Source organism: Streptomyces sp. NPDC014870 (assembly GCF_043081505.1).
Classification (GTDB): domain Bacteria; phylum Actinomycetota; class Actinomycetes; order Streptomycetales; family Streptomycetaceae; genus Streptomyces.
Genome location: NZ_JBIBWQ010000014.1, coordinates 155882 through 182429 on the forward strand (window position 1 = coordinate 155882; position 26548 = coordinate 182429).

At 71.7% G+C, this 26548-nt stretch carries 23 protein-coding genes and 1 tRNA gene; 16 read left to right on the plus strand and 8 right to left on the minus strand.

The genetic code is table 11. The features are described from left to right. The first annotated feature begins 1 nt into the window (after position 1). Entirely contained in the window at positions 2-511 is a 510-nt protein-coding gene (locus tag ACF09C_RS34270) for a YwqJ-related putative deaminase (protein ID WP_392097184.1), read from the plus strand. A 10-nt stretch (positions 512-521) separates the two neighbouring features. Continuing rightward, positions 522-1013, plus strand: coding sequence for an SUKH-3 domain-containing protein (locus tag ACF09C_RS34275; protein WP_392097185.1), 492 nt, complete (start codon positions 522-524; stop codon positions 1011-1013). Positions 1014-1143: 130 nt separating this feature from the next. On the opposite strand, the gene ACF09C_RS34280 is transcribed toward ACF09C_RS34275, so the two are convergent. Beyond that, positions 1144-2469: a sensor histidine kinase gene (locus ACF09C_RS34280; RefSeq protein ID WP_392097187.1), complete on the minus strand. Its 1326-nt coding sequence runs from the start codon at positions 2467-2469 to the stop codon at positions 1144-1146. A 186-nt stretch (positions 2470-2655) separates the two neighbouring features. On the opposite strand from ACF09C_RS34280, the gene ACF09C_RS34285 reads away from it, so the two are divergent. The 7 genes from ACF09C_RS34285 to ACF09C_RS34315 all read left to right on the plus strand — a co-directional run bounded on the left by ACF09C_RS34285 (position 2656) and on the right by ACF09C_RS34315 (position 8578). Continuing rightward, positions 2656-2727, plus strand: a tRNA-Gln gene (locus ACF09C_RS34285). A gap of 109 nt (positions 2728-2836) precedes the next feature. Then, positions 2837-4282: a bifunctional UDP-N-acetylglucosamine diphosphorylase/glucosamine-1-phosphate N-acetyltransferase GlmU gene (gene glmU, locus ACF09C_RS34290; RefSeq protein WP_392097189.1), complete on the plus strand. Its 1446-nt coding sequence runs from the start codon at positions 2837-2839 to the stop codon at positions 4280-4282. Between the two features lie 121 nt (positions 4283-4403). Continuing rightward, positions 4404-5378, plus strand: coding sequence for a ribose-phosphate diphosphokinase (locus ACF09C_RS34295; RefSeq protein ID WP_362427136.1), 975 nt, complete (start codon positions 4404-4406; stop codon positions 5376-5378). Between the two features lie 534 nt (positions 5379-5912). Beyond that, positions 5913-6518: a 50S ribosomal protein L25/general stress protein Ctc gene (locus tag ACF09C_RS34300; RefSeq protein ID WP_362427145.1), complete on the plus strand. Its 606-nt coding sequence runs from the start codon at positions 5913-5915 to the stop codon at positions 6516-6518. Positions 6519-6650: 132 nt separating this feature from the next. Then, positions 6651-7247 (plus strand): aminoacyl-tRNA hydrolase, encoded by a 597-nt coding sequence (gene pth, locus ACF09C_RS34305; RefSeq protein ID WP_392097190.1) that lies wholly within the window; start codon positions 6651-6653, stop codon positions 7245-7247. A gap of 70 nt (positions 7248-7317) precedes the next feature. Then, positions 7318-7761, plus strand: coding sequence for a hypothetical protein (locus tag ACF09C_RS34310; RefSeq protein ID WP_392097191.1), 444 nt, complete (start codon positions 7318-7320; stop codon positions 7759-7761). A gap of 97 nt (positions 7762-7858) precedes the next feature. Continuing rightward, complete coding sequence (locus ACF09C_RS34315; protein WP_392097192.1) at positions 7859-8578, plus strand: LPXTG cell wall anchor domain-containing protein; 720 nt, start codon at positions 7859-7861, stop codon at positions 8576-8578. Between the two features lie 84 nt (positions 8579-8662). Here ACF09C_RS34315 and ppc read toward each other — a convergent pair whose 3' ends face one another. Continuing rightward, complete coding sequence (ppc, locus tag ACF09C_RS34320; protein WP_392097193.1) at positions 8663-11392, minus strand: phosphoenolpyruvate carboxylase; 2730 nt, start codon at positions 11390-11392, stop codon at positions 8663-8665. Between the two features lie 225 nt (positions 11393-11617). Here ppc and ACF09C_RS34325 point away from each other — a divergent pair, with 225 nt between their 5' ends. The 4 genes from ACF09C_RS34325 to ACF09C_RS34340 all read left to right on the plus strand — a co-directional run bounded on the left by ACF09C_RS34325 (position 11618) and on the right by ACF09C_RS34340 (position 17258). Further along, a complete protein-coding gene (locus tag ACF09C_RS34325; protein WP_392097195.1) occupies positions 11618-12604 on the plus strand; it encodes an acyl-CoA desaturase in 987 nt (328 codons plus the stop codon). Further along, positions 12601-13296: a TetR/AcrR family transcriptional regulator gene (locus ACF09C_RS34330; protein ID WP_392097197.1), complete on the plus strand. Its 696-nt coding sequence runs from the start codon at positions 12601-12603 to the stop codon at positions 13294-13296. Before ACF09C_RS34325 ends, ACF09C_RS34330 begins: the two co-directional genes overlap by 4 nt. Before the next feature lie 235 nt (positions 13297-13531). Beyond that, positions 13532-15265 carry an FG-GAP repeat domain-containing protein gene (locus ACF09C_RS34335; protein ID WP_392097198.1) on the plus strand — a complete coding sequence of 578 codons (1734 nt, stop codon included), beginning with the start codon at positions 13532-13534 and terminating at the stop codon, positions 15263-15265. 271 nt (positions 15266-15536) lie between these two features. Further along, a complete protein-coding gene (locus ACF09C_RS34340; protein WP_392097199.1) occupies positions 15537-17258 on the plus strand; it encodes an FG-GAP repeat domain-containing protein in 1722 nt (573 codons plus the stop codon). A gap of 129 nt (positions 17259-17387) precedes the next feature. Here the strand turns inward: ACF09C_RS34340 and ACF09C_RS34345 are convergent, their stop codons facing one another. Continuing rightward, positions 17388-18230, minus strand: coding sequence for a trans-aconitate 2-methyltransferase (locus ACF09C_RS34345; RefSeq protein WP_392097200.1), 843 nt, complete (start codon positions 18228-18230; stop codon positions 17388-17390). 131 nt (positions 18231-18361) lie between these two features. Here ACF09C_RS34345 and ACF09C_RS34350 point away from each other — a divergent pair, with 131 nt between their 5' ends. Continuing rightward, complete coding sequence (locus tag ACF09C_RS34350) at positions 18362-18859, plus strand: MarR family transcriptional regulator (protein WP_362013257.1); 498 nt, start codon at positions 18362-18364, stop codon at positions 18857-18859. On the opposite strand, the gene ACF09C_RS34355 is transcribed toward ACF09C_RS34350, so the two are convergent. The 4 genes from ACF09C_RS34355 to galT form a co-directional block, all read right to left on the minus strand. Then, positions 18818-19603 (minus strand): LuxR C-terminal-related transcriptional regulator, encoded by a 786-nt coding sequence (locus ACF09C_RS34355; protein WP_392097201.1) that lies wholly within the window; start codon positions 19601-19603, stop codon positions 18818-18820. The genes ACF09C_RS34350 and ACF09C_RS34355 overlap by 42 nt on opposite strands. 294 nt (positions 19604-19897) lie before the next feature. Further along, positions 19898-21064, minus strand: coding sequence for a galactokinase (galK, locus tag ACF09C_RS34360; RefSeq protein ID WP_392097202.1), 1167 nt, complete (start codon positions 21062-21064; stop codon positions 19898-19900). Next, positions 21061-22026, minus strand: a complete 966-nt coding sequence (gene galE, locus ACF09C_RS34365) for a UDP-glucose 4-epimerase GalE (RefSeq protein ID WP_392097203.1) — start codon at positions 22024-22026, stop codon at positions 21061-21063. Before galE ends, galK begins: the two co-directional genes overlap by 4 nt. Continuing rightward, a complete protein-coding gene (galT, locus tag ACF09C_RS34370; RefSeq protein ID WP_392097205.1) occupies positions 22023-23066 on the minus strand; it encodes a galactose-1-phosphate uridylyltransferase in 1044 nt (347 codons plus the stop codon). The genes galE and galT overlap by 4 nt, the downstream gene beginning before the upstream one ends. Positions 23067-23199: 133 nt before the next feature. Between galT and ACF09C_RS34375 the strand changes: the two genes are divergently transcribed. Further along, the gene (locus ACF09C_RS34375) at positions 23200-24126 is read left to right on the plus strand and encodes a LysR family transcriptional regulator (protein WP_392097206.1); all 927 of its coding nucleotides are present in this window, start codon (positions 23200-23202) and stop codon (positions 24124-24126) included. 120 nt (positions 24127-24246) lie between these two features. Next, complete coding sequence (locus tag ACF09C_RS34380) at positions 24247-25611, plus strand: carbohydrate-binding protein (RefSeq protein WP_392097207.1); 1365 nt, start codon at positions 24247-24249, stop codon at positions 25609-25611. Between the two features lie 149 nt (positions 25612-25760). Here the strand turns inward: ACF09C_RS34380 and ACF09C_RS34385 are convergent, their stop codons facing one another. Further along, positions 25761-26450 carry a LuxR C-terminal-related transcriptional regulator gene (locus ACF09C_RS34385; RefSeq protein WP_392097209.1) on the minus strand — a complete coding sequence of 230 codons (690 nt, stop codon included), beginning with the start codon at positions 26448-26450 and terminating at the stop codon, positions 25761-25763. Between the last annotated feature and the right edge of the window lie 98 nt (positions 26451-26548).

The window sequence follows — 26548 nt, forward strand, 5'->3', positions numbered from 1 at the left end:
CATGTACGCAGCACCGACGCCCACGCAGGGTGACCCACGCCTCAACTGGAGCAGCACCGAATCCACCACCGCCCCGTTACTGCGCTTCCGCCGCGACGGCATCCTCCCCACCGTCGGCGCAGCGCTCTCCGTGCGGGGCGAAACCCTCACCTGCACCGCCGGCCGAGGCGACCGGCCACCCGCCCTGCACCCACTCGTCCAGGACTTCCTCGACACCCTCACCAGCGGGCAGCGCGAACGCTTCACCGGACGCTGCCCCGAAGCCATCCTGCTCTCCCGCCACCTGACCGCCACCGAGACCGGCCGCTCCAAGCGAGCCCAGCGCAAACCCCTCACCCACAGCGAAGCGCGCCGCTCCCTCAAGCAGGCCAAACTCACCGCCCGCCGCATCCGGGAGGACGGCGACCCCCTGCACGGCAGCTACGCAGCGCCCTGCCGCTCCTGTACGGCGATGCTCGCGCACTTCGGTGTCCGCACCGTCGACCCCACCTCGACTGTCGAGAACGGCTGACCGCACCTCCATGCCCGACCACCTCAGCACCACCCGCTTCCCGGTCAACGTCGACGCCGCCCTCCGCGAGGCGGGATGGCAGCCCGGCCGCTGGGACATAAAGCTCGCCGAACAGTGGGCCGACGCCCTGCGCGCCCACGTCTCACCCGGCGGGCACCGGCTCAGCGTCTTCCCCGCGGCCGTCGAGGCATGGGCGGAATTCGGCGGCCTCCAGGTCATCGCACCCGGCGCGGGCCGCCAGATCGCCCCGGCCACCCTCCGCTTCGACCCCCTCGCCGGCCTCCACCTGGCCCGCACCTTCGCCGACCTCGGCCGAGCACTCGGCACGGAGATCTCCCCCCTGGGCGAAGAAGGCGAACACCAGGCGGTCCTCGCGATAGACCTCGAAGGGCGGGTCTACTGCATGGACCACACCGGCGACTGGTTCCTGGGCCGCGACATCGACGCGGCCCTGTCGACCCTCATCACAGGAACCCAGCCGACGCGCCTGGTCACCGGCTGAGCCACGCCCAGGCCGCCCGCTCAGTCCGGTCCAGTCCGGTCCAGTCCGGTCCAGGCCAGTCCAGGCCGGTCCAGGCCAGTCCAGGCCGGTCCAGGCCGGTCCAGCCGGGTCACGGGCTGGGCCACGACGCCTACGCCGCCCGCTCCCCCACCGGCAGCACCGCCGACACCCGGAACCCGCCCCCGTCCGTCGGACCCGACACGAACACCCCGCCCAGCCGCGTCACACGCTCCCGCATACCGACCAGACCGTTGCCCCCGCTCGGCAGATGCGCGTCCGCCGCCTCGGCGTCGGAAGGACCGTTCTCCACCTGCATCGCGACCTCCGCCGCACGATGCGCGAGCCGGACCACGACCTTGGCGCCCGCCGCGTGCTTGTGCACGTTCGTCAGCGCCTCCTGGACCACCCGGTACGCCGTCCGCTCGACCTCCGCCGCATACGCACGCGCCTCACCGAGCACCGTCAGCTCAACGACCGCACCCGCCTGCCGCGACTGCTCGACCAGCTCCTCCAGCGCGTCCAGACACGGACCGTCCTCCGACGCCGCCTCGGCCGCGGCCGCGGCAGCCCGCCCCACCGCCGCCAGGGGCACGGGCGCGGGCACCTCCGCCGCGGCACCCTCCCGCAGCACCCCCAGCATCTCCCGCAGCTCCGTCAGCGCCTGCCGCCCCATGTCACCGACCAGCGCCGCGTTCTTCACCGCCTTCTGCGGATCCTTCAACGCCACCGCCTGCAACGCCGCCGCGTGCACCACCATCAACGACACCCGGTGCGCGACCACGTCATGCATCTCCCGCGCGATCCGCGTCCGCTCCTCCTGCCGCGCCCACTGCGCCCGCTGCTCCGCACGGTCCGCGAGCAGGGACAACTCCTGCTCCAGGCTGTCCGCCCGCTCCCGCAGACTCTCCATCAGCCGCCGCCGCGCCCCTATGTACAGGCCGAACAGCACCGGCGGCGCGTTCAGCCCCAGGGTCAGAAAGACCGCGACGACCGGGACGTACCAGCCACTGGCATCGAAATCCGGCTGGCCGGCATCGGCCTGGGCGACGTCCTGGCGCACGCGCACCATCGTCACGACGAAGACCGCGACCGTCGACATACCGGCGAGCGCCGCCGTGATCCGGCGCGGCACCTCGGAGGCGGCGAGCGTGTACAGCCCGACGATCCCCATCAGGTAGCCCATCTCGGCGGGCGTGACGGAGATCGACACAAGGACCACGACGATCGGCCACCGGCGCCGCACCAGCAGCACCGAGCCGACCATCAGCCCGAACAGCACCCCCACGGGCACCGGCAGCCCCGCCTGACCGGCGAAACCGACCCCCTGGATCGCGCACTCCAGCGCCGACGCGGCGGCCAGCCCGATGTCGAGCACCGCGCTGCGCCGTCTCCCCCACCACCACAGTCCGCCGGGCGTCATGCCCGTCGCGTCCTGGTGTGCCCCCGTTGTGGTCATGCCCTCCAGCGTACGGGCGGGCGCGAGCCATTTTCCGAAGAGTGCCGGACCCCGGGAGCGGCGCACGTCGACCGCGTACACGCGTCGATCCCTGATCCCTACCGTCGCATGGAGGGGGCTTGGTACGGCATAGTGTGGGGTGCTGGCCCGGCGACCTGACCAGATGTCCGGTTTAGTCGGTTTCCATCCCCTGTGGTGTAATTGGCAGCACTGAGGCTTTTGGTGCCTTATGTCCGGGTTCGAGTCCTGGCGGGGGAGCGTCTTGTCACGGGTCCTGACTTTCTGCGTCAGGACCCGCACTCATATCCGGCCCTGTACCCCCCGGTATCCTGCGGGTGTCCACCACCCGAAGCCGAAGGGCATTCCCGTGAGCGCCAACCGCCCGGCCGCCGTCGTCGTCCTCGCAGCGGGTGAGGGCACCCGCATGAAGTCGAAGACCCCCAAGGTCCTGCACGAAATCGCCGGACGTTCCCTTGTCGGGCACGTCGTGTCCGCCGCGCGTGAGCTGGAGCCCGAGCACCTCGTCGTGGTCGTCGGGCACGCCCGTGAGCAGGTCACCGCGCATCTCGACGCGCACTACGCCGGTACCCGCACCGCCGTCCAGTACGAGCAGAACGGCACCGGTCACGCCGTTCGCATGGGACTCGAAGAGCTGGGCCAGGCTCCCGACGGGACCGTCGTCGTCGTGTGCGGTGACACCCCGCTGCTCTCCGGGGAGACCCTGAAGGCCCTGGCCGGTACGCACGCCGCCGACGGCAACGCCGTCACCGTGCTGACCGCCGAGGTGCCGGACTCCACCGGCTACGGGCGCATCGTGCGGGACGCCTCGGGCGCCGTGACCGCGATCGTGGAGCACAAGGACGCCTCCGACGAGCAGCGGGCGATCCGGGAGATCAACTCCGGGGTGTTCGCGTTCGACGGGCGTCTGCTCGCGGACGCGCTGGGCAAGGTGCGGACGGACAACAGCCAGGGCGAGGAGTACCTCACCGACGTGCTGTCGATCCTCCGTGAGGCCGGTCACCGGGTGGGCGCGTCGGTGGCGGGCGACCACCGGGAGATCCTGGGGATCAACAACCGGGTGCAGCTGTCGGAGGCGCGTGCGCTGCTGAACCAGCGGCTGCTCGAGCGGGCGATGACGGCCGGTGTGACCGTGGTCGACCCGGCCTCCGTCTTCGTCGACGTCACCGTGACGTTCGAGCGGGACGCGATCATCCACCCGGGTACGCAGCTGCTCGGCGCGACGCACATCGGTGAGGACGCCGAGGTCGGTCCGAACACGCGGCTGAAGGACACGACGGTCGGCAAGGGTGCCCGGGTGGACAACACGGTCGCCGACTCGGCCGTGATCGGCGAGAGCGCGTCTGTGGGGCCGTTCGCGTACCTGCGTCCGGGGACGAACCTGGGGCTGAAGGCCAAGGCCGGAACGTACGTGGAGATGAAGAACGCGACGATCGGCGAGGGCACGAAGGTGCCGCACCTGTCGTACGTGGGCGACGCGACGATCGGTGAGTACACGAACATCGGCGCGGCGAGCGTGTTCGTGAACTACGACGGTGAGGCGAAGCACCACACGACGATCGGGTCGCACTGCCGGACCGGGTCGGACAACATGTTTGTGGCACCCATCACGATCGGGGACGGTGCGTACACCGCTGCCGGGTCCGTCATCACGAAGGACGTGCCCGCGGGCTCGCTCGCCGTCGCCCGTGGCCAGCAGCGGAATATCGAGGGTTGGGTTGCCCGGAAGCGGCCCGGCAGCGCTGCGGCGCAGGCCGCTCAGCTGGCCACCGAGGACTCCGCCGGCGAAAGCTGACCGGAAACAGGTGCGTCGAACTCGGCGTACCGTGATACGTGCACATAAATTCGGCTGGCTCGCTCACCCGCACGGGAGCGCGGTGGTCGCGACCAGAAGACACGTCTGAGGAGACAGTGCTGTGACCGGGATCAAGACGACCGGCGAGAAGAAGCTGATGCTCTTCTCCGGCCGCGCCCACCCCGAGCTGGCCGAGGAGGTCGCGCACCAGCTGGGTGTCGGCCTCGTGCCGACCAAGGCCTTCGACTTCGCGAACGGTGAGATCTACGTCCGTTTCCAGGAGTCGGCGCGTGGCGCGGACTGCTTCCTGATCCAGAGCCACACGGCTCCGATCAACAAGTGGATCATGGAGCAGCTGATCATGATCGATGCGCTGAAGCGTGCTTCGGCGCGGAGCATCACCGTGATCATCCCGTCGTACGGCTACGCCCGTCAGGACAAGAAGCACCGTGGCCGTGAGCCGATCTCGGCCCGTCTGGTCGCCGATCTGCTGAAGACGGCGGGTGCGGACCGGATTCTCACGGTCGACCTGCACACGGACCAGATCCAGGGCTTCTTCGACGGCCCGGTGGACCACCTGTCGGCGCTGCCGGTCCTGGCGGACTACGTGGGCAGCAAGGTGGACCGTACGAAGCTGACGATCGTGTCCCCGGACGCGGGTCGTGTGCGGGTGGCGGACCGCTGGTGCGACCGGCTGGACGCGCCGCTGGCGATCGTGCACAAGCGTCGTGACAAGGACGTCGCCAACCAGGTGACGGTCCACGAGGTCGTCGGTGACGTCCGTGGCCGTGTCTGTGTCCTGGTGGACGACATGGTGGACACGGGCGGCACGATCTGCGCCGCGGCCGAGGCGCTGTTCGCGCACGGTGCGGAGGACGTGATCGTGACGGCGACGCACGGCATCCTGTCGGGTCCTGCCGCCGACCGCCTGAAGAACTCGAAGGTGAGCGAGTTCGTGTTCACGGACACGCTGCCGGTGCCGAGCTCGCTGGAGCTGGACAAGATCACGGTGCTGTCGATCGCGCCGACGATCGCGGCCGCCGTGCGTGAGGTGTTCGAGGACGGTTCGGTGACGAGCCTCTTCGAGGAGCACTGAGTCGCCGGAGCTGAGTCACCAGAGCTGATCAAGGCTGACTGAGTCGGGCCCGCTTCCCTTCGGGGAGGCGGGCCTTTCTCATGCCCTGCCGAGGGTTCGGTCCGCCCTCAGGGCGTCCACGGCGATCCTCGCCGCCGTGCCGATCGCGGCGTCGGCCGCCGGGAGGGTGACGGTGGTGGCGGCGGCGTCTTCGCGGAGGGTGGTGGAGCGGCTCGGGTTCGGCGGGGCCGGTGATCCGGGACGTGCTGCGCGAGGTGTCGACGGGCCGGTGATCCGTGGCGGAGGGCGGGCGCCGGCCCGGGGCGGACCCTCGACCGCCTGCCCGGGGCACCGCGCCGACCTGGGGTGATCCCGTCGGCCGGTGATCCAATTGGGTGGCGGGCGCGGTGCCGAGTAGACTGCCGTAGTTGCTCGGCGAGGGAGGCCGTACCCGTGGTACGGCGGTCCGTTATCGACGCGCTCTTCGTAGCAGGCCATCGCCAGTCGTGGCCGGGTGACAGGTCACATTCGTCACCATTACTACGAGGAGTGCACATGTCCGAGGTGAAGCTCGCCACCGAGACCCGTACCGAGTTCGGCAAGGGTGCGGCGCGCCGCGTCCGCCGCGAGGGCAAGGTCCCCGGCGTTCTCTACGGTCACGGCACCGACCCGGTCCACATCACCCTGCCGGGCCACGAGCTGCTGCTCGCCCTGCGTACCCCGAACGTCCTGCTCTCCCTCGAGCTCGAGGGCAAGAACGAGCTGGCGATCCCGAAGGCCGTGCAGCGCGACCCGCTGAAGGGCTTCCTGGAGCACGTCGACCTGCTCCTCGTGAAGCGCGGCGAGAAGGTCACCGTCGAGGTTCCGGTCCAGGCCGAGGGTGAGCTGGCCGCCGGCGGCAACCTGCTCGAGCACGTCCTGAACACGCTCTCCGTCGAGGCCGAGGCCACGCACCTCCCCGAGGCCATCACGGTCTCCGTCGAGGGCCTGGAGGCCGGTGCCTCCATCCTCGCCAAGGACATCACGCTGCCGAAGGGCTCGACCCTGGTGACCGACGCCGACGCCGTCGTGCTGCAGGTCCTGGCCGCGCAGGCCGAGGAGCCGGCCGAGGAGGCCGCCGAGGGCGAGACCGCCGAGGCCGCCGAGGGCGCCGAGGCCTGAGCCGTAGGCTCTGCTTGACGCGACGGGGTGACGGGCCGTTCGGGCCCGTCACCCCGTTTCTTCTGTCCCCCGCCTGTTCTTCTGTTCCCCCGCCTGTTCCACGCCTGTACGCACACGAGGAGACGAGACCCCATGACGGACGACGCGAACGCCCCCTGGCTGATCGTCGGCCTCGGCAACCCGGGGCCGGAGTACGCGGCCAACCGCCACAACGTGGGCTTCATGGTGGTGGATCTGCTCGCGGACCGGATCGGCGGGAAGTTCAAGCGGGCGCAGAAGGCCCAGGCCCAGGTGGTGGAGGGCCGGATGGGTCCCCCCGGACCTGCCAACCGGCGCGTGATCCTCGTGAAGCCGATGTCGTACATGAACCTGTCGGGCGGTCCTGTGACGGCGCTGCGCGACTTCTACAAGGTGCCGACGGCGCACGTCGTGGCGGTCCACGACGAGCTGGACATCGACTACGGGGTGCTGCGGTTGAAGCTCGGCGGCGGTGACAACGGGCACAACGGTCTGAAGTCGATGACGAAGGCGATGACCGCGGAGTACCACCGGGTGCGGTTCGGCATCGGGCGGCCGCCGGGACGGATGCAGGTCGCGGACTTCGTTCTGAAGGACTTCTCCTCGACGGAGCGCAAGGAACTCGACTACTTCGTGGACCGGGCGGCGGACTCCGTCGAGTGCCTGGTGGCGGAAGGTCTGGAGCGCGCGCAGTCGGCGTACAACTCCTGACGGTCGGGCCGTCACCGGTACGAATGGCTGACGGTCGGGCCGGCGCGGTACGACTGTACGATCGCGGGTCATGACGCACGCCCGTAACGCCGCCATGGCTCTGGTCGCCCTGCTGCTCCTCGTCGCGGGAGCCTGGTCGTCGTGGGGATCGGCACAGCACGTCCTGCTCTCCAAGGGCCGGGAGCACGGCACGCTGACCGTGACCGGCTGCAACGAGGAGACGTGCAGCGGCCGTTATGTCCCGTCCGGCCCGCCGTCGCCGCACCACACGCTGACCATCGACCACTCGGTGGCGGCGGCCAAGGGCCAGACGCTGCCGGTGGTGGTGAAGCCGGGGACGAGCGAGGCGGTGCGCACGGGTTGGGGCGGCGGTCTGCACGCCTGGCTGCCGCTGGGCGGCGCGCTGTTGCTCGCGGCGCCGCTGGTCGGGGGCGGGCTGCGGCTGACGCGGACGGCGTGGTCGATGGCGGGCGCGGGTGGGGTGTTGCTGGTGGGGACGTTCTTCGCGCTCTGATTGTTATCCGGCCATGACTTAAAGATGGCTTAAAACTGCCGCTAAGCTGCGTCCGCCGCCCCCCATGGCATCCCTCACCCCATCTGGACGAGTGCACATGCGACGTTCCCTCATCCCTGCAGGCGCGCTGGTCGCCGCCATGGCGGGCTCTCTCCTGCTGGCCCCCGCGGCTTCGGCCTCGGGCAAGCCCAACGGTGACAACGGCACCGTGAAGATCCACGACTCGAAGACGGGCGAAGAGCTCCGTAAGAACGAGCCCAAGGTCTGCTCCTTCTACCTCGACGCCTTCGGCTTCGACGCCGGCCAGAAGGTGAACTGGCACATCGAGGCGTGGGCCAACAACGAGCAGGACAAGGGCACCACGGTGAAGACCGGTGTCATCACGCTCGACGCCGACGGCCACGAGCGCACCGAGGACATGACCCTCCCGAACGGCCAGTACAAGCTGTTCTGGAACTGGGAGGGCGAGAAGGGCAGCGCCAAGCACAAGGTCTTCAAGACCGACTGCCCGCCCGCCGAGACCCCGAGCACCGGCACCCCGAGCACCGGGACCCCCGGCACGGAGACGCCCGGCACGGAGACCCCCGGTACCGAGACCCCGGGCACGGAGACCCCCGGCGCGACGCCGTCCGCCACGGACTCCGCCTCCGCCGGCGCGACGCCGTCCGCGTCCGCGAGCGGCGGCAGCACCGGTGGCGACCTCGCCGAGACCGGCTCCGGCGCCCCCGTCGGGGTCATCGCGGCCGTCGCCGTCGCCCTCGCGGGTGCCGGTTCCGTCCTGGTGATGCGCCGCCGCAAGGGCGGACAGCAGCACTGACTCGCTCCTGAGTCGCTCCACAGCGAAGTGCCCCCATCGGTCCTGCCGATGGGGGCACTTCGCGTTGCGCGTACGGGGCGGGGGTCAGCCGGTGTTGCGCAGGCCCGCCGCGACGCCGTTGACCGTGAGCAGCAGGGCGCGGGCCAGCAGCGGGTCCGCGTCCTCGCCGCGCTCGGCGGCGGCCCGCTGGCGGGCCAGCAGGGAGACCTGGAGGTAGGAGATCGGGTCCAGGTAGGCGTCGCGGATGGCGAAGGTCTGCTGGAGCACCGGGTTGGAGTCCAGGAGCTTCTCGCCGCCGGTGACCTTCAGGACCTCGGCGACGGTGAGCGCGTGCTCCTCCTCGATGGTGGCGAAGACGTGCTTGAGCTCGTCGGGCACCAGGGTGTCGATGTAGTGGCGGGAGATCCGCAGGTCCGTCTTGGCGAGCGTCATCTCGACGTTGGAGAGGAAGTTGCGGAAGAAGTGCCAGCGCTCGTACATCTCGCCGAGGACCTCGTCGAGGCCGGCCTCGCGGAGCGCCTTGAGGCCGGAGCCGACGCCGAACCAGCCGGGGATGATCTGGCGGGACTGGGTCCAGCCGAAGACCCACGGGATGGCGCGCAGGCCGTCGAGCGAGACGCCCGAGCCGGGGCGGCGGGCGGGCCGCGAGCCCAGGTGCAGGTCGGCGAGCTGGTCGACCGGCGTGGAGGCGAGGAAGTACGTCGGCAGGTCGGGGTCCTCGACGAAGGCGCGGTAGGCGGCGTGGGCGGCTTCGGAGACGACGTCCATCGCGGCGTCCCAGCGGGCGAGGGCCTCGTCGGACTGGCGCGGCGCGGTGTGCAGGGCGGAGGCCTGGAGGGTGGCCGCGACGGTCAGCTCCAGGTTCTCCCGCGCCAGGGACGGGATGAGGTACTTGTCGGAGATGACCTCGCCCTGTTCGGTCACCTTGATCTCGCCCTCCAGGGTGCCCCAGGGCTGGGCGAGGATGGCGTCGTGCGAGGGGCCGCCGCCGCGGCCGACGGTGCCGCCGCGGCCGTGGAAGAGCCGCAGGCGCACGCCGTAGCGGTGGGCGACGTCGCGGAGCCTGCGCTGGGCGCGGTGGATCTCCCACTGGCTGGTGGTGATGCCGCCGAACTTGGAGGAGTCGGAGTAGCCGAGCATGACCTCCTGGACGTCGCCGCGGAGCGAGACGAGGCGCCGGTAGGAGGGGTCGGCCAGCATGTCGTTGAGGATGACGTCGGCGGCCTTGAGCTCGTCGGTGGTCTCCAGGAGCGGCACGATGCCGATCTTGGCCCAGCCGGCGTGCAGGTCGATGAGGCCGGCCTCGCGGGCGAGCACGGTGGCGGCGAAGACGTCGTCGGCGCCCTGGCACATCGAGATGATGTACGACTCGATGACCTCGGGGCCGAAGCGCTCGAAGGCCTCCTTGACGGTGCCGAACACGCCGAGGGTCTTCTGTCCGGCGGCGTCCAGCGGAGCGGGCGTCGGGCCGAGCGGGCGGCGGGAGCGGAGCTCCTTGGCGAGCAGCTTCTGCCGGTAGTCGCGGGGCATGTCCGCGTACCGCCAGGACTCCTCGCCGAGCCGGTCGAAGAGCTGGCCGAGCGCGTGGTGGTGGGCGTCGGCGTGCTCGCGGACGTCCATGGTGGCGAGCTGGAGGCCGAACGCGGACAGGGTGCGGATGGTGCGGTCCATCCGGCCGTCGGCGAACAGGCCGCCGCGGTGCTCGCGCAGCGAGGTCTGGATCAGGGTGAGGTCGTGGAGGAGCTCGGACGTGCCGAGGTAGTCGCGGCCCTCCTGGTGCGGGGTGCCCTTGGCGAGCCGCTCGCGGGTGTTGACGAGCTTCTGCCGGATGCAGGTGGCCTTGAGGCGGTACGGCTCCTCGGCGTTGAGGCGCTTGTAGCGGGGGCTGATCTCCGGGAGGCGCTCCAGGTCGCGCTGGAGGGAGGTGAGGAGCTCCTCGGTGGCGCCGGTGTAGCGGATCGAGTTGGAGAGCAGTCCGCGCAGGTAGTCGACGAGTTCGAGGGCGTCGGTGATGCCGTGCTCGTGCTGGAGGATCAGCACGTCCCAGGTGACCTGCGGGGTGACGTTGGGGTTGCCGTCGCGGTCGCCGCCGATCCAGGTGCCGAAGGTGAGCGGGCGGGTGCCGGCGGGCAGTTCGACGCCGACGCGCTCCAGCTCGGCGGCGAGGTCCTCCAGGACGTCGCCGACGGCGCCGGCGTGCAGCTCGTCGAGGTAGTAGATGGCGTTGCGGGCCTCGTCGGCGGGCTCGGGGCGGACGACCCGCAGCTCGTCGGTCTGCCAGATGAGGTCGATGTTCTCGGCGAGCCGCAGGTCCAGGCGGCGCCGGTCGGCCGCGATCACCGGGGTCTCCAGGAGGGCGGCGATCCGGCGGAGCTTGTTGAGGACCGAGCGGCGGGCGGCCTCGGTGGGGTGCGCCGTGAACACCGGGCGCACGTTGAGGTTCCGTACCGTCTCGCGGACGTGGGCCGGGTCGCCGTCCTTGAGCATGTCGGCGGTGCGGGCCAGCAGGCCGCCCTCGGCGGCGCGCTTCTCGCGCATCTCGCGGCCGCGGTGCACCTGCTCGGTGACGTTGGCCAGGTGGAAGTAGGTGGAGAAGGCGCGCACCAGCTTGGTGGCGGTCTCCAGATCGGTCTCGCCCAGCAGCTCGGCCGCCGCCTCGCCGTCCTCGCGGGTGAGGCGGCGGACCTTCTCGACGAGGTCGAGGAGGTCGCGGCCCTCCTGCCGGACGAGGGTCTCGCCCAGCAGGTCGCCCAGTCGGCGGATGTCGGAACGCAGCTCGGCGCTGGCGGTGGGGGTCTGGTCGGCACTGCTCACAGGTGCGGCTCCTTGCAGTGTTCGGGCACATCTGGAGGGGTACTGGAGGCTTGCGGACCGCGCTGTCCGACGCACACAGGATAGGTGTCCATCCCTTGGACACCAGCTAGCCCCTCGTGTGCCCTCTTGCCGCGCGCCCCGGCGCTGCCATACTTACGTCGCCGTAGGTTACGGTCGCGTAGCCACGGCTCCTTTCCCTCGCTTCTCACCCCCCAGGGGACACCTATGACCTCCAGTCCCGAGGTGCTCGAAACCACCGGCCAGGACCTCTCCGACCCGGATCGGCTGCCCTCCGCCACGCTCGGCGGGGACAGCAAGCGGTCGATCGAGCAGATCACCCTGCTGCTGTTCATCACGGTTCCGTTCCTGGCGCTGCTCGCTGCGGTTCCGCTGGCCTGGGGCTGGGGCGTGAGCTGGCTCGACCTTGGCCTGATGGTGGCGATGTACTACATCGGCTGCCACGGCATCACGATCGGCTTCCACCGGTACTTCACGCACGGTTCCTTCAAGGCGAAGCGGCCGCTGCGGATCGCCCTGGCGATCATGGGTTCGCTGGCCGTGGAGGGCCCGCTGGTGCGGTGGGTGGCGGACCACCGCAAGCACCACAAGTTCTCCGACGCGGAGGGCGACCCGCACTCGCCGTGGCGGTTCGGCGAGACGGTGCCGGCGCTGATGAAGGGCCTGTGGTGGGCGCACATCGGCTGGATGTTCGACGAGGAGCAGACGCCGCAGCACAAGTACGCGCCCGATCTGATCAAGGACCCGGCGATCCGGGCGATCTCGCGCCAGTTCATCTACTGGACGATCCTGTCGCTCGCGATCCCGCCGATCGTCGGCGGTCTGGTGACGATGTCCTGGTGGGGCGCGTTCACGGCGTTCTTCTGGGGCTCGCTGGTACGGGTCGCGCTGCTGCACCACGTGACGTGGTCGATCAACTCCATCTGCCACGCGGTCGGCAAGCGGCCCTTCAAGTCCCGTGACCGTTCGGGCAACGTGTGGTGGCTGGCCGTCCTGTCGTGCGGCGAGTCCTGGCACAACCTGCACCACGCGGACCCGACGTCGGCGCGCCACGGGGTGCTGCGCGGGCAGGTCGACTCCAGCGCGCGGCTGATCCGCTGGTTCGAGCAGCTGGGCTGGGCGTCCGATGTGCGGTGGCCGAACGCCTCGCGGATCGAAGCCCGGCGCCGGGGCGAGCCCGTCGACGCGGCATGATGGAGGACGTGGCGATCGACGGCAGTACCAGCGGCATCAGTGGCACCGGATCCAGCGAGAGCAAGCCCCGGCGTGGCCGCCGGGTGCGGATGACGGGTGCGGAGCGCCGGGAGCAGCTGCTGGACATCGGTCGGACGCTCTTCGCCGAGAAGGGCTTCGAGGGCACGTCGGTGGAGGAGATCGCGGCGAAGGCCGGGGTGTCCAAGCCGGTGGTGTACGAGCACTTCGGCGGCAAGGAGGGGCTGTACGCGGTCGTGGTCGACCGGGAGATGCGGCAGCTGCTCGACATGGTGACGGGGGCGCTGACGGCGGGCCATCCGCGCGAGCTCCTGGAGCAGGCGGCGTTCGCGCTGCTCGACTACATCGAGCGGTACACGGACGGTTTCCGGATCCTGGTCCGTGATTCGCCGGTGGCGCAGTCGACGGGCACGTTCGCGTCGCTGATCAGCGATATCGCGACGCAGGTGGAGGACATCCTGGGCCTTGAGTTCAAGGCCAGGGGCTTCGACCCGAAGCTGGCGCCGCTGTACGCGCAGGCGCTGGTGGGGAGCGTGGCGCTGACGGGCCAGTGGTGGCTGGACGTCCGCAAGCCGAAGAAGGCGGAGGTCGCGGCGCACCTGGTGAACCTGGCGTGGCACGGCCTGGACGGCCTGGAGCAGAAGCCACGGTTGATAGGGCACCGCAAGAACTGACGGGCCGCGGGGCAAGGGCTTTCCGCACACCCCTGACGCGCGGCCCCCACGCCGGGGGTGGCGCGTGTGAACAGGGTGGAAATTCCACGACTGTTTAGCGGTGAACAGATGTATGCTCCCCTCACATCCGGGGGGGTGTTCGCCCTTCGTACGCGCTTTCTGTCCCGCGTACGAAGGCGTCGCGGACCCCTGCGCCCGGTCCGTTGATTTTTCCTAGGTCCCTGGGGGGGATCTCTTGCGTTCTGCGCGTTCCACGCACTCCCGCCGTGCGCGCCGCGTCGCGGCCTGCACCGCTCTCGTTCTCTCCGCCGGCATGCTGCTCGCGGCGCCCGCCTCGGCCGACGACGTCTCGCCGCGTCCCGTCGCCGAAGTGCCCGAGCCCACGCTGACGCTGCCCGAGAAGCTGGACCTGCCGAAGAAGGACTCCGCCCGCGCCGGGACGACGGCGACCACCGCCGGTACGCAGCGGCTGCGGTCCGACCTCGACCACGACGGCGTCAGCGACCTGATCTTCCGGGCCGCCGACGGCAATATCCACACCCTGCCGACGACCGAGACCGGCAGCGAGTTCTACCGCAACGACGGCACGACCTCCGTGCCCAAGGACATCATCCCGATCGGCGACCAGGACGGGGACGGCTCGGGCCTCCCCGAGGTCCTCGTGCTGTCGCAGACCGGCACGCTCTCCCTGTACGGGGACGCCAACACCACCTACGGCGACCACCGCTGGTCCGGCGGCGGTTGGACCATCTACAACAAGGTCGTCTCGCCGGGCGACATCGACGGCGACGGCCGGGCGGACCTGCTGGCCCGCCAGCCCAACGGCGAGCTGTACGTGTACCAGGCGACGGGCAACCCGACCGTCCCGTTCAAGGCGCGCGTCAAGGTCGGCGCGGGCTGGGGCGTCTACGACCACCTGGTGGGCGTCGCCGACAACGACGGGGACGGCCTGGCCGACCTCATCGCCCGCGCGCCGTCCGGTCTTCTCTTCTTCTACGGCAGCACGGGCGACGCGGCCGCGCCGTTCAAGGTGCGGAAGGAGATCGGTACCGGCTGGAACACGTACAACCAGATCATCGGCATCGACGACTTCAGCGGTGACGGCTTCGGCGACCTGCTGGCCCGGGGCCAGGACGGCTCGGTGTGGCAGTACAAGGGCGTCGGCAACGGCGGCTTCACCCCGCGCGAGCAGATCGGCAGCGCCGGTGCCTGGGAGAACATCGCCCAGATCGGCGGCGCGGGCAACGTGCCGACCTCCGGCAAGGAGGGCTTCATCGCCCGGGACGGCCAGGGCACGCTCTTCTGGTACGCGTCGACCTTCACCAACAAGATCACGTCGCGCTACCAGATCAGCGACACGGGCGGCTGGTCCGGCACGACGGTGGTCCACGCGTCGGACGTGAACGCGGACGGCGACTCGGAGATCGTGGAGCTGTACGACGGCCGCCTGTGGGTCGCCGGCCAGTACATCGGCGCCGGCTGGGGCATCTACAACCACGTCTTCGGTCCCGGCGACCTGAACGGCGACGGCCGCGGCGACCTGCTGGCCCGTGACAAGTCCGGCAACCTCTACCTGTACCGCACCAACGCCTCGGGCACGGGCTTCCAGACCCGGGTCAAGGTCGGTGCGGGCTGGGGCGCGTACGACCGGATCGTCGGTGCGGGCGACCTCACCAACGACGGTCTGACCGACATCGTGGCCCGCGCCACGGGCGGTCAGCTGTACCTCTACCCGGGCACGGGTCAGGCCGGCTACGCGTTCAAGGGCCGGGTGCAGATCGGCACCGGCTGGAACACGTACACCAAGCTGATCGCCCCGGGTGACCTCAGCGGCGACGGGCAGGGCGACCTGCTCGGCGTGACCGCCGGCGGCGACCTCTACCGGTACACCGGTGGCGCCTCGCAGAGCACGCTCAGCCCCCGGGTCAAGATCGGCTACGGCTACGGCATCTACAACACCATGTCCTGACGCCCCGCGTCCCTCGGACAGCAGGACGCCCCGCACCGGCCCTTCGGTGCGGGGCGTCCGCGCGTCCGGCGCACCCGGGCTTCATCCGGCGGCCGTCCGACGCTCACGCCGCCGCCGTGCGGCGTTGCTCTCGTCCCACCCGACAAGGAGGTATTCTCCCTGCACACCCGGGGGGGCGTTCGCCCTTCGTACGCGCTTTCCGACCTGCGTACGGAGGCGTCGCGGACCCCACGCCCGGTCCGTTGATTTCTAGATCCCTGGGGGGGATCTCTTGCGTACCGCTTTCTCCAAGCGCGCGCGCCGCGTCGCGACGTGCACCGCGCTCGCTCTCTCCGCCGGCATGCTGCTGGCGTCTCCCGCCGCCGCCGACCCGGTTCCCGGGCCCGTCGCGAAGCCGGAGCGCTCCTTCACCCAGCCCGCGAAGCCCGACCTGTCCAAGCTCGGCGCGGACAACGCCCGCGCCGGCCGCCAGGCGACGACCGCGGGCGTGTCGCCGATCCGCTTCGACGCGGACGGCGACGGCAAGAACGACCTGATCTACCGCGCCTGGGACGGCGGCACCTACACGACGCCGTCCACCGCCGAGAACGGCGAGTTCTTCGGTGACGACGGCAACGCCGCGCCCGCGCAGGACATCGTCCCGATCGGCGACCAGGACGGCAACGGCAAGCCCGAGGTCCTCGTCCTGTCGCCGTACGGCACGCTGCGCATGTACGGGGACGCGTCGACGACCTTCGGCACGTACCGCTGGCAGGGCGCCGGCTGGACCATCTACAACAAGGTCTTCTCGCCCGGCGACGTGAACGGCGACGGCCGGGCGGACGTGATCGGCCGCCAGCACAACGGCGACCTGTACCTCTACCTCGCCACCGGCAACACGTCGGCCCCGCTGGGCACCCGCGCCAAGATCGGCAACGGCTGGAACGTCTACGACCAGGTCGTGGGTCTCGGCGACAACGACGGCGACGGCAAGGGCGACCTCCTCGCCCGCTCCTACGACGGCAAGCTGTGGTTCTACGGCTCCACCGGCTCCACCACCGCGCCCTTCAAGACCCGCGTCGAGGTCGGCACCGGCTGGAACATCTACAACCAGCTCATCCCGATGGACGACCTGAACGGCGACGGCGCGGCCGAGCTGTTCGCGCGCGACCTGAACGGCGCGCTCTGGGGGTACACCGGCCTCGGCAACGGCCGTCTGGCCACCCGCACGCTGGTCGCCGCCAACGGCGAGTTCCAGCAGGTCGACCAGTTCGGCGGCGGTGGCGCCATGCCGGCCTTCGGCAAGCGGGCGCTCATGGCCAAGGACAAGGCCGGCGCGCTCTTCTGGTACGGGGCGATGAACAACGGTCTCCTCAGCGCGCGCGAGCAGGTCGAGGGGGGCAACACCTGGGGCCCCGCGAACCTCTCCTACGTCTCGTCCCTGAACAACTCCGGCGTGGCCACGCTGCTCGAGCTGTTCAACAACCACCTGTACGACGACTTCGACCAGCACGACTTCGGCTCCGGCTGGAGCGTGTACAACCTGCTGGTCGGCCCGGGCGACCTGAACGGCGACGGCAAGGGCGACCTTCTGGCCCGTGACAAGTCCGGCGTCCTGTACCTGTACAACGGCAACGGCCTGGGCAACGGCCTGGCCACCCGGATCAAGGTCGGTGCGGGCTGGGGCGGGTTCAACCAGATCGTCGGCGCGGGTGACTACTCGGGCGACGGCCGGGCGGACATCGTGGCCCGTGACGGCGCGGGCAACCTGTTCCTGTACCGGGGCACCGGCTCCGCCACCGCGCCGTTCATGGCGAGCGTGAAGATCGGCGCCGGCTGGAACACGTACACCAAGCTGGTGGCCCCCGGTGACCTCAACGGCGACGGCAAGGCCGAGCTGCTGGGCATCAACGCGGCGGGCGAGCTGTGGCGCTACTCGCCGAGCGGCTCCGCCTCCTTCGGCACGCGGGTCAAGATCGGCCCCGGCTGGCAGACCTACACCGGCGTCTACTAGTCCTAGCCGGCGGAACGTGGTCGACGGAACGTAGTCGACGGGAAGACGCCCCGCACCGGGTCTCCGGTGCGGGGCGTCTTCGTGTGTGCCGCTGTTCTGTCCGTGCCGACCGCTCTAACCGTCCCCCCGTCACGCCGGCTTCGTCGCCACGGCGAAGATCCGCCGGAACGGGAAGACCGTGCCGTGCGGGCCCGGCGGGTAGGCGGCGCGCAGGAGGTCGCGGTACTGGGTGAGGAAGGCCTCCGTCGCCTCCTCGTCGCCCTCCAGCGCGGTCAGGACGGGGCGCAGCGCCGTGCCCTTGACCCAGTCGAGGACGGGGTCCTCGCCGGTGAGGAGCTGGGAGTAGGTGGTCTCCCAGACCTCGGTCGCGCAGCCGAGTCCGGTGAGGCGCAGCAGGTAGTCGGCGGGCTGGAGGATGTGGACGAAGCGGCGGCCCTCGCCGTCGAGCCGGGCGCGCCACTGGGGCATGTCGCAGAGTTCGCCGAGCAGGGCGTGGCTGGGCGCGGTGAAGTTGCCGGGGACCTGGAAGGCGAACGATCCGCCGGGCTTGAGGGCGTCGACCCACGGAGCGAAGGACTCCGGGTGGTTGGGGACCCATTGCAGCGCGGCGTTGGAGACGATCAGGTCGTAGGGCTCGTCGGGCGTCCAGTGCGCGGCGTCGGCGGGGCGGAAGTCGAGCCAGCCGCCCCCGGCCGTGGTGCCCGCCCAGTCCTTCTCCGCCCGTTCCAGCATGTCCGGGGAGAGGTCGAAACCGGTGATGTGGGCGTCGGGCCAGCGGTCGGCGAGCAGGACGGTCACATTTCCGGGGCCGCAGCCGAGGTCGGCGATCCGGGCGGGTGTGGCGACGGAGGGAAGTCGCGGTATTCGGGAGAGCAGGTCGAGAAACGGACGTGTGCGGTGGCCGGAATGCCGCAGGTACTGCTGGGGATCCCAGGTTGGCGCGGTGGACGCGGAGGATGGTGCGGAATACATGTTCGAGCCCCCTTGCTGGAACGAGCTGCCGAAGCGGAACTAGGTCCCGGCCCCGTCCTTCCCCATAGTCCATCCGAATATATCTTGACGTCAAGAGACTTTATGTCAACAGACCCTCTACACTGATCGTCATGGAGGACGAGGTCGACCGGTTGGTCGCTGCATGGCGCCGCGAGCGCCCGGACCTCGACGTGGAACCGCTCGAGGTGCTCAGCCGCGTCTCCCGGCTCGCCCGGCACCTCGACCGCGCCCGTCGGCTCGCCTTCTCCGAGCACCAGCTGGAGCCCTGGGAGTTCGACGTCCTCACCTCGCTGCGCCGCGCGGGCGCGCCGTACCAGCTCTCCCCCGGCCAGCTCCTCACCCAGACCCTGGTCACCTCGGGCACGATGACCAACCGCATCGACCGGCTCACCAAGAAGGGCCTGGTCGAGCGGCTGCCCGACCCCAGCGACCGGCGCGGCGTCCTGGTCCGGCTGACCCCCGAGGGACGCGACAGGGCCGACCAGGCACTGGCCGGGCTGCTCGCCCAGGAGCGGGCCATCCTCGCCCAGCTCTCCCGCGGCGAGCGCGGCGAACTGGCGGCGCTGCTACGCCAGCTGACCGCCCCGTTCGACAACATCCCCGGATAGCTCCGCCGGACCGACACCGGCCCGGCGCGCGAGGGCCACGGCGGCCAGCGTGGAGTGCACTCCCAGCTTCCCCAGCACGTTCTGCATGTGCGTGCGGACGGTGTGCGGGGAGAGGAAGAGCCGCTCGGCGACCGCCTTGCGGCCCAGACCCGCCACCATGCAGCGCAGCACCTCACGCTCGCGCGGGGTCAGCGACTCCACCAGCTGCTCGCTCTCGGTGCGGTGCCTGCGGGCCGCCGTCAGCTCCTTCAGGACGCCGGTGAGCAGGGCGGGCGGGAGATGCGTCTCGTCGCGCAGGACGCCCCGGATGACCGCGAGGAGCCGCTGGAGCGAGCAGTCCTTGGCCACCCAGCCCGAGGCGCCGGCCTGCAGGGCGAGCGCGGCCCGGTGCGGGTCGTCCTTCTCGGCGAGCACGACCGTACGGACGGCGGGCTGCACCGAACGGACCCCGGCGACCAGGGAGATGCCGTCGACGAGCCCCTCGCCGCCGTCCGGTACGGCCTGGGCGATGGCCGGGACGCCGGCCGGTCCCACGGCAGCGCCCAGGTCGGCGTCGACCAGCATCACGTCGTACCGGCGCGCCTCGGCGACCGAGCGGTCCAGACAGCGCAGCGCGGCAGGGCCGCTGCCCGCGGCGGACACGTCGACGTCGGGCTCCGCCGCGAGGGCGGCGGCCAGCGACTCGGCGAAGATGCGGTGATCGTCCACCACCAGGACCCGGATACGAGCCACGGACACCCCCAAGTGTCGAGGAGCGGAACCGGCGCGGGTACGGCGCCGGGGACGAGGGTCCGTCGATCGCACGGCCGCCGCCGTGCAGTGACTGCTACCCCGTCCCGGGCCCCGTACCCGACTGGCCTTACCCCCTGATGCGCGCCGGCCCCCACCGGCGCTGTGCACAGCGTACGGGTGGGGGACGGCCGGGGTAGCCGATTGGGAGAACTGACCGAACACGGTGGATACAAGTGCGTCGCCCGGACACGGACGCGACAGAAGTCGACAGTTCCGCGCGCCGGCTTCGAGGGATCCGGGGTGCGCTCACACGCGACGCGCTCCGGCGGACGGCACCGCGGGGAAGATGCCCGGCGCGGCGAACCCGGCCCCGGCGAAGGCCTTCTCGACCGCGGCGGCCACGGACTCGGCCCGCTCCTCGGTCACGAGGACGATCGCGGAGCCGCCGAAGCCGCCGCCGGTCATGCGCGCGCCGAGCGCGCCGGCCGCGTTCGCCGCCTCGACGACGAGGTCCAACTCGGCGCAGGAGACCCGCAGATCGTCCCGGAGCGAGGCGTGGCCCTCGGTGAGCACGGGTCCGACGGCGGCCGCGTCAACGGCGTCGAGGAGGGCGATCGTCCGCTCGACCCGGTGGTTGTCCGAAACCACGTGCCGGACATAGCGACGAACCGATTCCTCGCTCAAACGCGCGAGGGATTCGGGCAGTTGCACGTACGGGACTTCACGCAGGGAGCGCACGCCGAGCGCCCGCGCACCCGCCTCGCACCCGGCGCGCCGCTCCGCGTACGCGCCGTCCCCGAGGGCGTGCTTCACCCGGGTGTCCACGACGAGGAGCCGCAGCCCCTGCGCGGCCAGGTCGAAGGGCACCTGCCGGTACGAGAGGTCACGGGTGTCCAGGAAGAGCGCGTGGCCCTCGATCGCGCACGCGGACGCCATCTGGTCCATCACCCCGCACGGGACGCCGACGAAGGCGTTCTCCGCGCGCTGGGCGAGGACGGCGAGTTCGGGGCGGGAGAGCCCGAGGCCGAAGAGGTCGTTCAGGGCGAGCGCGCAGACGACCTCCAGGGCGGCGGAGGACGACAGGCCCGCGCCGGTCGGCACGGTGGAGGCGAGGTGGATGTCCGCCCCGGTGACCGGGTGCCCGGCCGCGCGCAGCGCCCAGACGACCCCGGCCGGGTAGGCGGCCCAGCCGAGGTCGCCCCGGAGCGGCGCGAGGGCGGCCACGTCCAGGACGACGCCGCCCTCGACGTCGGCGGAGTGGAGCCGCAACAGCCCGTCGTCGCGCCGGGAGACGGCGGCGACGGCCGTGTGCGGCAGGGCCAGCGGCATCACGAAGCCGTCGTTGAAGTCGGTGTACTCGCCGATCAGGTTGACCCGCCCGGGGGCGGCCCAGACGCCCTGGGGCGCCGTCCCGTACAGCGCCTCGAACGCGCCGGTGACGTCTCTGCGCGCAGCCTCTCCCGTCACGCTCATCCGCGCTCCCGCTCCCTCTCCCTCGCGAACGCCCAGGCGTCCCGCACGATGTCCGCCAGGTCCGGGCGGGACGGAATCCAGCCGAGCCGCTCCCGGGCGGTCTCGGCCGAGGCGACGAGCACCGCGGGGTCGCCGGGGCGGCGCGCGGCCATGACCTCGGGGACCGGGTGCCCGGTCACCTTGCGGACGGTGTCGACGACCTCGCGCACGGAGAAGCCGTTGCCGTTGCCGAGGTTGCAGATCAGGTGGTCGCCCGGGGTCATGGCGTCCAGGGCGAGGAGGTGGGCCTCGGCGAGGTCGGCGACGTGGATGTAGTCGCGGACGCAGGTGCCGTCCGGGGTCGGGTAGTCGTCGCCGTAGACGTTGATCGCCTCGCGGCGGCCCAGGGCGACGTCGAGGACGAGCGGGATGAGGTGCGACTCGGGGTCGTGGCGCTCGCCGCAGCCGCCGTAGGCGCCGGCCACGTTGAAGTAGCGCAGCGAGACCGCGGCCAGGCCGTGGGCGGCGCACTCGCCGCCGATCATGTGGTCGACGGCCAGCTTGGACGCCCCGTACGGGCTCGTCGGGGCGGTCGGCGCGGCCTCGGTGATCGGGACGGAGGCGGGCTCGCCGTAGGTGGCGGCCGTGGAGGAGAAGACGAGCCTGCGGACGCCCGCCGTGCGCATCGCGGCGAGCAGCGCCATCGTGCCGCCGACGTTGTTCTCCCAGTACTTCTCCGGCTTGGCGACCGACTCGCCGACCTGGGAGAAGGCCGCGAAGTGCAGCACGCCGTCGTAGGAGCCGTCCAGCCACCGCGCGGCGTCCTGGATGCGGCCCTCGACGAACTCGACGCCGTCCGGGACTCCCGCGGCGAAGCCGGTGGAGAGGTCGTCGAGGACGGTCACCGCGTGGCCGGCCTCGATCAGATGGCGGGCGACGGTGCTCCCCACGTAGCCCGCGCCGCCTGTCACCAGGTACCTCATGGGGTTGCCACCTCTCGGAGTCGTGCGGCCGCCGTCTCCGGCGGTACGTCGTTCATGAACGCGCCCATGCCGGACTCGGTGCCCGCGAGGTACTTCAGTCTGCCGGGAGCCCGTCTGACGGTGAAAAGCTCCAGGTGCAGCCCGAACTCCGCGCGGTCCGCGTCGTTGACCGGCGCCTGGTGCCAGGCGGCGATGTACGGCGTGGGCGGCTCGCCGGGTCCGAAGGTCCGGTCGAAGCGCCTCAAGAGTTCCAGATACGTCTGTGGGAAGGCTGTGCGGGCCGCCTCGTCGAGCGCCGTCAGGTCAGGCACCCGGCGGGCGGGGTACAGGTGCACCTCGTACGGCCAGTGCGCGGCGTACGGGACGAAGGCGATCCAGTGCTCGTTCTCCAGGACCACGCGGGCCTTGTCGTCCCGCTCGCGGGCGACGACGTCGTCGAAGAGATTGCGCCCCGTGGCGGCCCGGTGCTCGGCGGCCCGGCGCCGCATCAGGTCCGTACGAGGGGTCACGTACGGGAAGGCGTAGATCTGGCCGTGCGGGTGGCCGAGGGTGACGCCGATCTCGGCGCCCCGGTTCTCGAAGCAGTAGACCTGCTCGACGCCGGGCCGGGCGGCGAGTTCGGCGGTGCGGTCGGTCCAGGCCGCGAGGACGAGCGCGGCGCGTTCGGGGGTGAGGTCGGCGAAGGAGGCCTCGTGGTCGGAGGTGAAGCAGACGACCTCGCACCGGCCGTTCTCCCCGGAGAGCGAGGGGAAGCGGTTCTCGAAGACGGCGACCTCGTAGTCGGGGGCCGGGATCTCCGTCGGACGCCCGTCCCGGGAGGGGCAGAGCGGACAGGCGTCGGCCGGCGGGTGGTAGGTCCGGCCCTGCCGGTGCGAGGCCACGGCGACCCGGTCGCCGAGGAGCACGTCGTGGCGGATCTCGGAGGCGGAGGAGACGGGGTCGAGCGGCCGGGAGTCGACGGCGTCCCGGACGGCGTCGTCCCGCGCGTCGTAGTAGATGAGCTCGCGGCCGTCGGCGAGGGTGGTGACGGTCTTCTTCACGGCGATGTCCTCAAGAGGGAACCAATCAGAACCTCACACAAAGAACCATAATCCAACATCGGCAGTCAATCCCCGAACCCCCGACGCCTTCCTTGGTCTGGACCTGTCACACACAGGGCCTCAAGCTGACCGTATGGACTTGGAGTTGCGGCACCTGAAGACGGTCCGGGCCATCGCCGAGGCCGGCAGCCTCACCCGCGCGGCCACCGCTCTCGGACTGGCGCAGCCCGCCCTGAGCGCCCAGCTCAAGCGGATCGAACGCGCCCTGGGCGGCTGCCTGTTCGAGCGCGGCCGGGACGGGGTGCGCGCCACGGCCCTGGGCGACCTGGTCCTCGAACGGGCCCGGGTGGTCCTCCCGGCCGTCTGCGAACTCCAGGAGGAGGCCGTCCGGTTCGCCCGGGAAGGCGCCGCCGGCTACCGGCTCGGCGGAACCCACGGACCGCTGCTCGGCGGGCTCGTCGACCGGCTCGCGCAGACCGAGCCGGAGGCCCAGGTCAGCACGTGGACCTCGTGGTCGGAACGGGAGATCGCCGGCGCGGTGGTGGCAGGACGCCTCGACTTCGCGCTCGTCGGCGCCTGCGGCGAGAGCCCGCCGCCCGAGGCTGGGCGCCTCGCGTGGACGGAGGTGGCCCGCGACCCGGTGCACGTGATGCTCACGGCCGGCCACCCGCTCGCCTCCCGGCCGCAGGTGGAGCTGGCCGAGCTGGCCGCCGAGGACTGGACGGACGTACCGGGCGACGGCTGCTTCGGCGACTGCTTCGCCGCCGCGTGCGTGCGGGCCGGGTTCACCCCGGCCCGGGTCTACGAGACCGACACCGCGTCCTGCGTCCACCTGGTCCAGGTCGGCCGGGCGGCGGGCCTGTGCCGGGCGACCTTCCCCGCCACCCCCGGCATCGTGACCCGGCCGCTCGCCGGGACCCCGCTGATCTGGCGTCACCTCCTCGGCTGGCACCCCGAGGGCCGGGCGGCACGCCGCGCCTCCGCCGTCCTGGCCCATGCCCGCGACGCCCACGCGGAGGCCCTGACCGGCAGCGCGAGCCACACGACGGCGACCGCCTGAAGGGCACGCCCCTCAGGCGGCCATACCGCGAGGGGAGGGGCCGACCGACAGCTCCCCGCGCACCGCGGGCGTCCCTACGGTTCTCGGCAGATCCCCCACCGAGAACCGAGGAGACGACCCATGCTCCGACGACACGCCCGTGCGGCGTGTACCGCGCTGGCCGCGGCCGGGCTTGTCCTGGCCGGACTTCAGGCCGGTTCCGCCACCGCCGCCCAGCCCTCCCCCGGTACCGCGCCGCCCGTACGGAGTGCCGCCGAGACCCTTGGAGCGGCCGAGGCACAGCCCGAGCTGCTCGCGGCGATGGGCCGCGACCTGGGCCTCACCCGCGCCCAGGCCGAGCGGCGGCTCGTCAACGAGGCCGAGGCGGGGACCGCCGCCGCCCGGCTCCGCGACCGGCTCGGCGCCTCCTTCGCCGGGGCCTGGGTCGCGGGTGCCGAGTCCGGCTCACTGACCGTCGCGACCACCCGCACCGACGCCCTGGCGGCCATCCGGGCGACGGGCGCCACGGCCCGGCTCGTCCGCCACGAACTGGCCGCCCTGGAAAGGGCGAAGGCGTCCCTCGACCGGTCGGCCGGGGCCGAGACGCCGGTCCGGTACGTGGACGTGCGGGCCAACGTGCTCGTCGTCGAGGAGACCCGCGCCGGCGCGGCCGCACGGCTCACCGAGGCCACGGGAGTGCCGCGTGAGCTCGTACGGGCGGTGCGGGCGGCCGAGGCACCGCGTCCGCTGTACGACATCCGGGGCGGCGACGCGTACTACATGGGCGGCGGCGGCCGCTGCTCGGTCGGCTTCGCCGTGACCCGGGGCACCACGCAGGGCTTCGCGACGGCGGGTCACTGCGGGCGGGTCGGCACGAGCACCAGCGGCTACAACCAGGTGGCTCAGGGCACGTTCCAGGGCTCGACCTTCCCCGGCACCGACATGGCCTGGGTGGCGGCCAACACCAACTGGACGTCCACCCCGTACGTGAAGGGCGCGGGCGGCGCGAACACGCAGGTCACCGGCTCGGTTCTGCAGCCGGTCGGCTCCTCCGTGTGCCGCTCCGGGTCGACCACCGGCTGGCACTGCGGCACAATCCAGCAGCACAACACGAGCGTGACCTACCCGGAGGGCACGATCAGCGGCGTGACCCGCACGACCGTGTGCGCCGAGCCGGGCGACTCGGGCGGCTCGTACATATCCGGCAGCCAGGCCCAGGGCGTGACCTCCGGCGGCTCCGGCAACTGCTCCAGCGGCGGCACCACCTTCTTCCAGCCGCTCAACCCGCTGCTGCAGACCTACGGTCTGACGCTCAGGACAACCGGGACCGACCCGGGCCCCGGCCCGGGCGAGCCGGAGCCGGGCGGCACGTGGGCCGCGGGCAAGGTGTACGCGGCCGGTGCCACGGTCACGTACGGCGGTGCCACCTACCGCTGCCTCCAGGGCCACCAGGCGCAGACCGGCTGGGAACCGCCGAACGTGCCGGCGCTCTGGCAGCGGGTCTGACCACACCCCGGAACCTCCCCGCGTACGAAGCGCCACCCGCCCCCGCCGGGCGGGTGGCGCTTCCGCGTGGTGAGGCGCGAGTGCGCGACGACCCGCTGAGGGGCGTGGTGACGCGCCGCGCGGCGCGGTCATGATCCGCCGGACAGGCCCTAAGGAGCCTCGGTCCGCGCCCCCGGTACCGGGGCGCGGTCCAGGAGGCCGGTGCGGGCCGCCAGGGCCGCCGCCTCCAGGCGGGAGCCCACGCCCAGCTTCATCAACACCCGCTGCACATGCGTCCGCGCCGTGCTCGGCGCGATCCCCATGCCCGCCGCGATCAGCCGGGTGTCCTCGCCCTCCGCCACGCGGACCAGGACCTCCACCTCACGCGGCGTCAGCATCCGCAGCAGCCGCTGCCCCTCGTCGTCGGGCTGCGCCGACGGGTTGAGCAGCTCCGTGAACGCCCCCTGGAGGAGCTGCGGCGCCACCGCCGACTCCCCCGCCCGCGCCTTGACCAGCGCCCGCTCCACGCCCTCGATGCGCTCGTCGTGCCGTACGTACCCCGACGCGCCGGCCGCGAAGGCCGCCGCGATCCCGCGCGGCGACGGCACCGGGCCGAGCACGACCACGGCCACCTGCGGCCGCTCGCGCTTGATCCGCACGATCGGGTCGAAGGCCCCCGGCTCGGCCGGGGCGGCCGTGCCGAGCAGGCACACCTCGGGTGCCCGGCTCACCACCAGGTCCGCCGCGCCCGCCACCGGGGCCGCCGCCGCGAGCACCCGGTGCCCACGCAGTTTCAGTGCCGAGGCGAGCGCCTCGGCGAGCAGACGGTGGTCGTCGACCACCATGAGCCGCACGCCCATCGAGCAACCCCTTAGATCCCCCCTGGGGCCGTCCCCCGGCCCCAGTCACTCCGATGACCCGGCAAACTACACGTTCGTCCCCCCGGACTTCGAATACC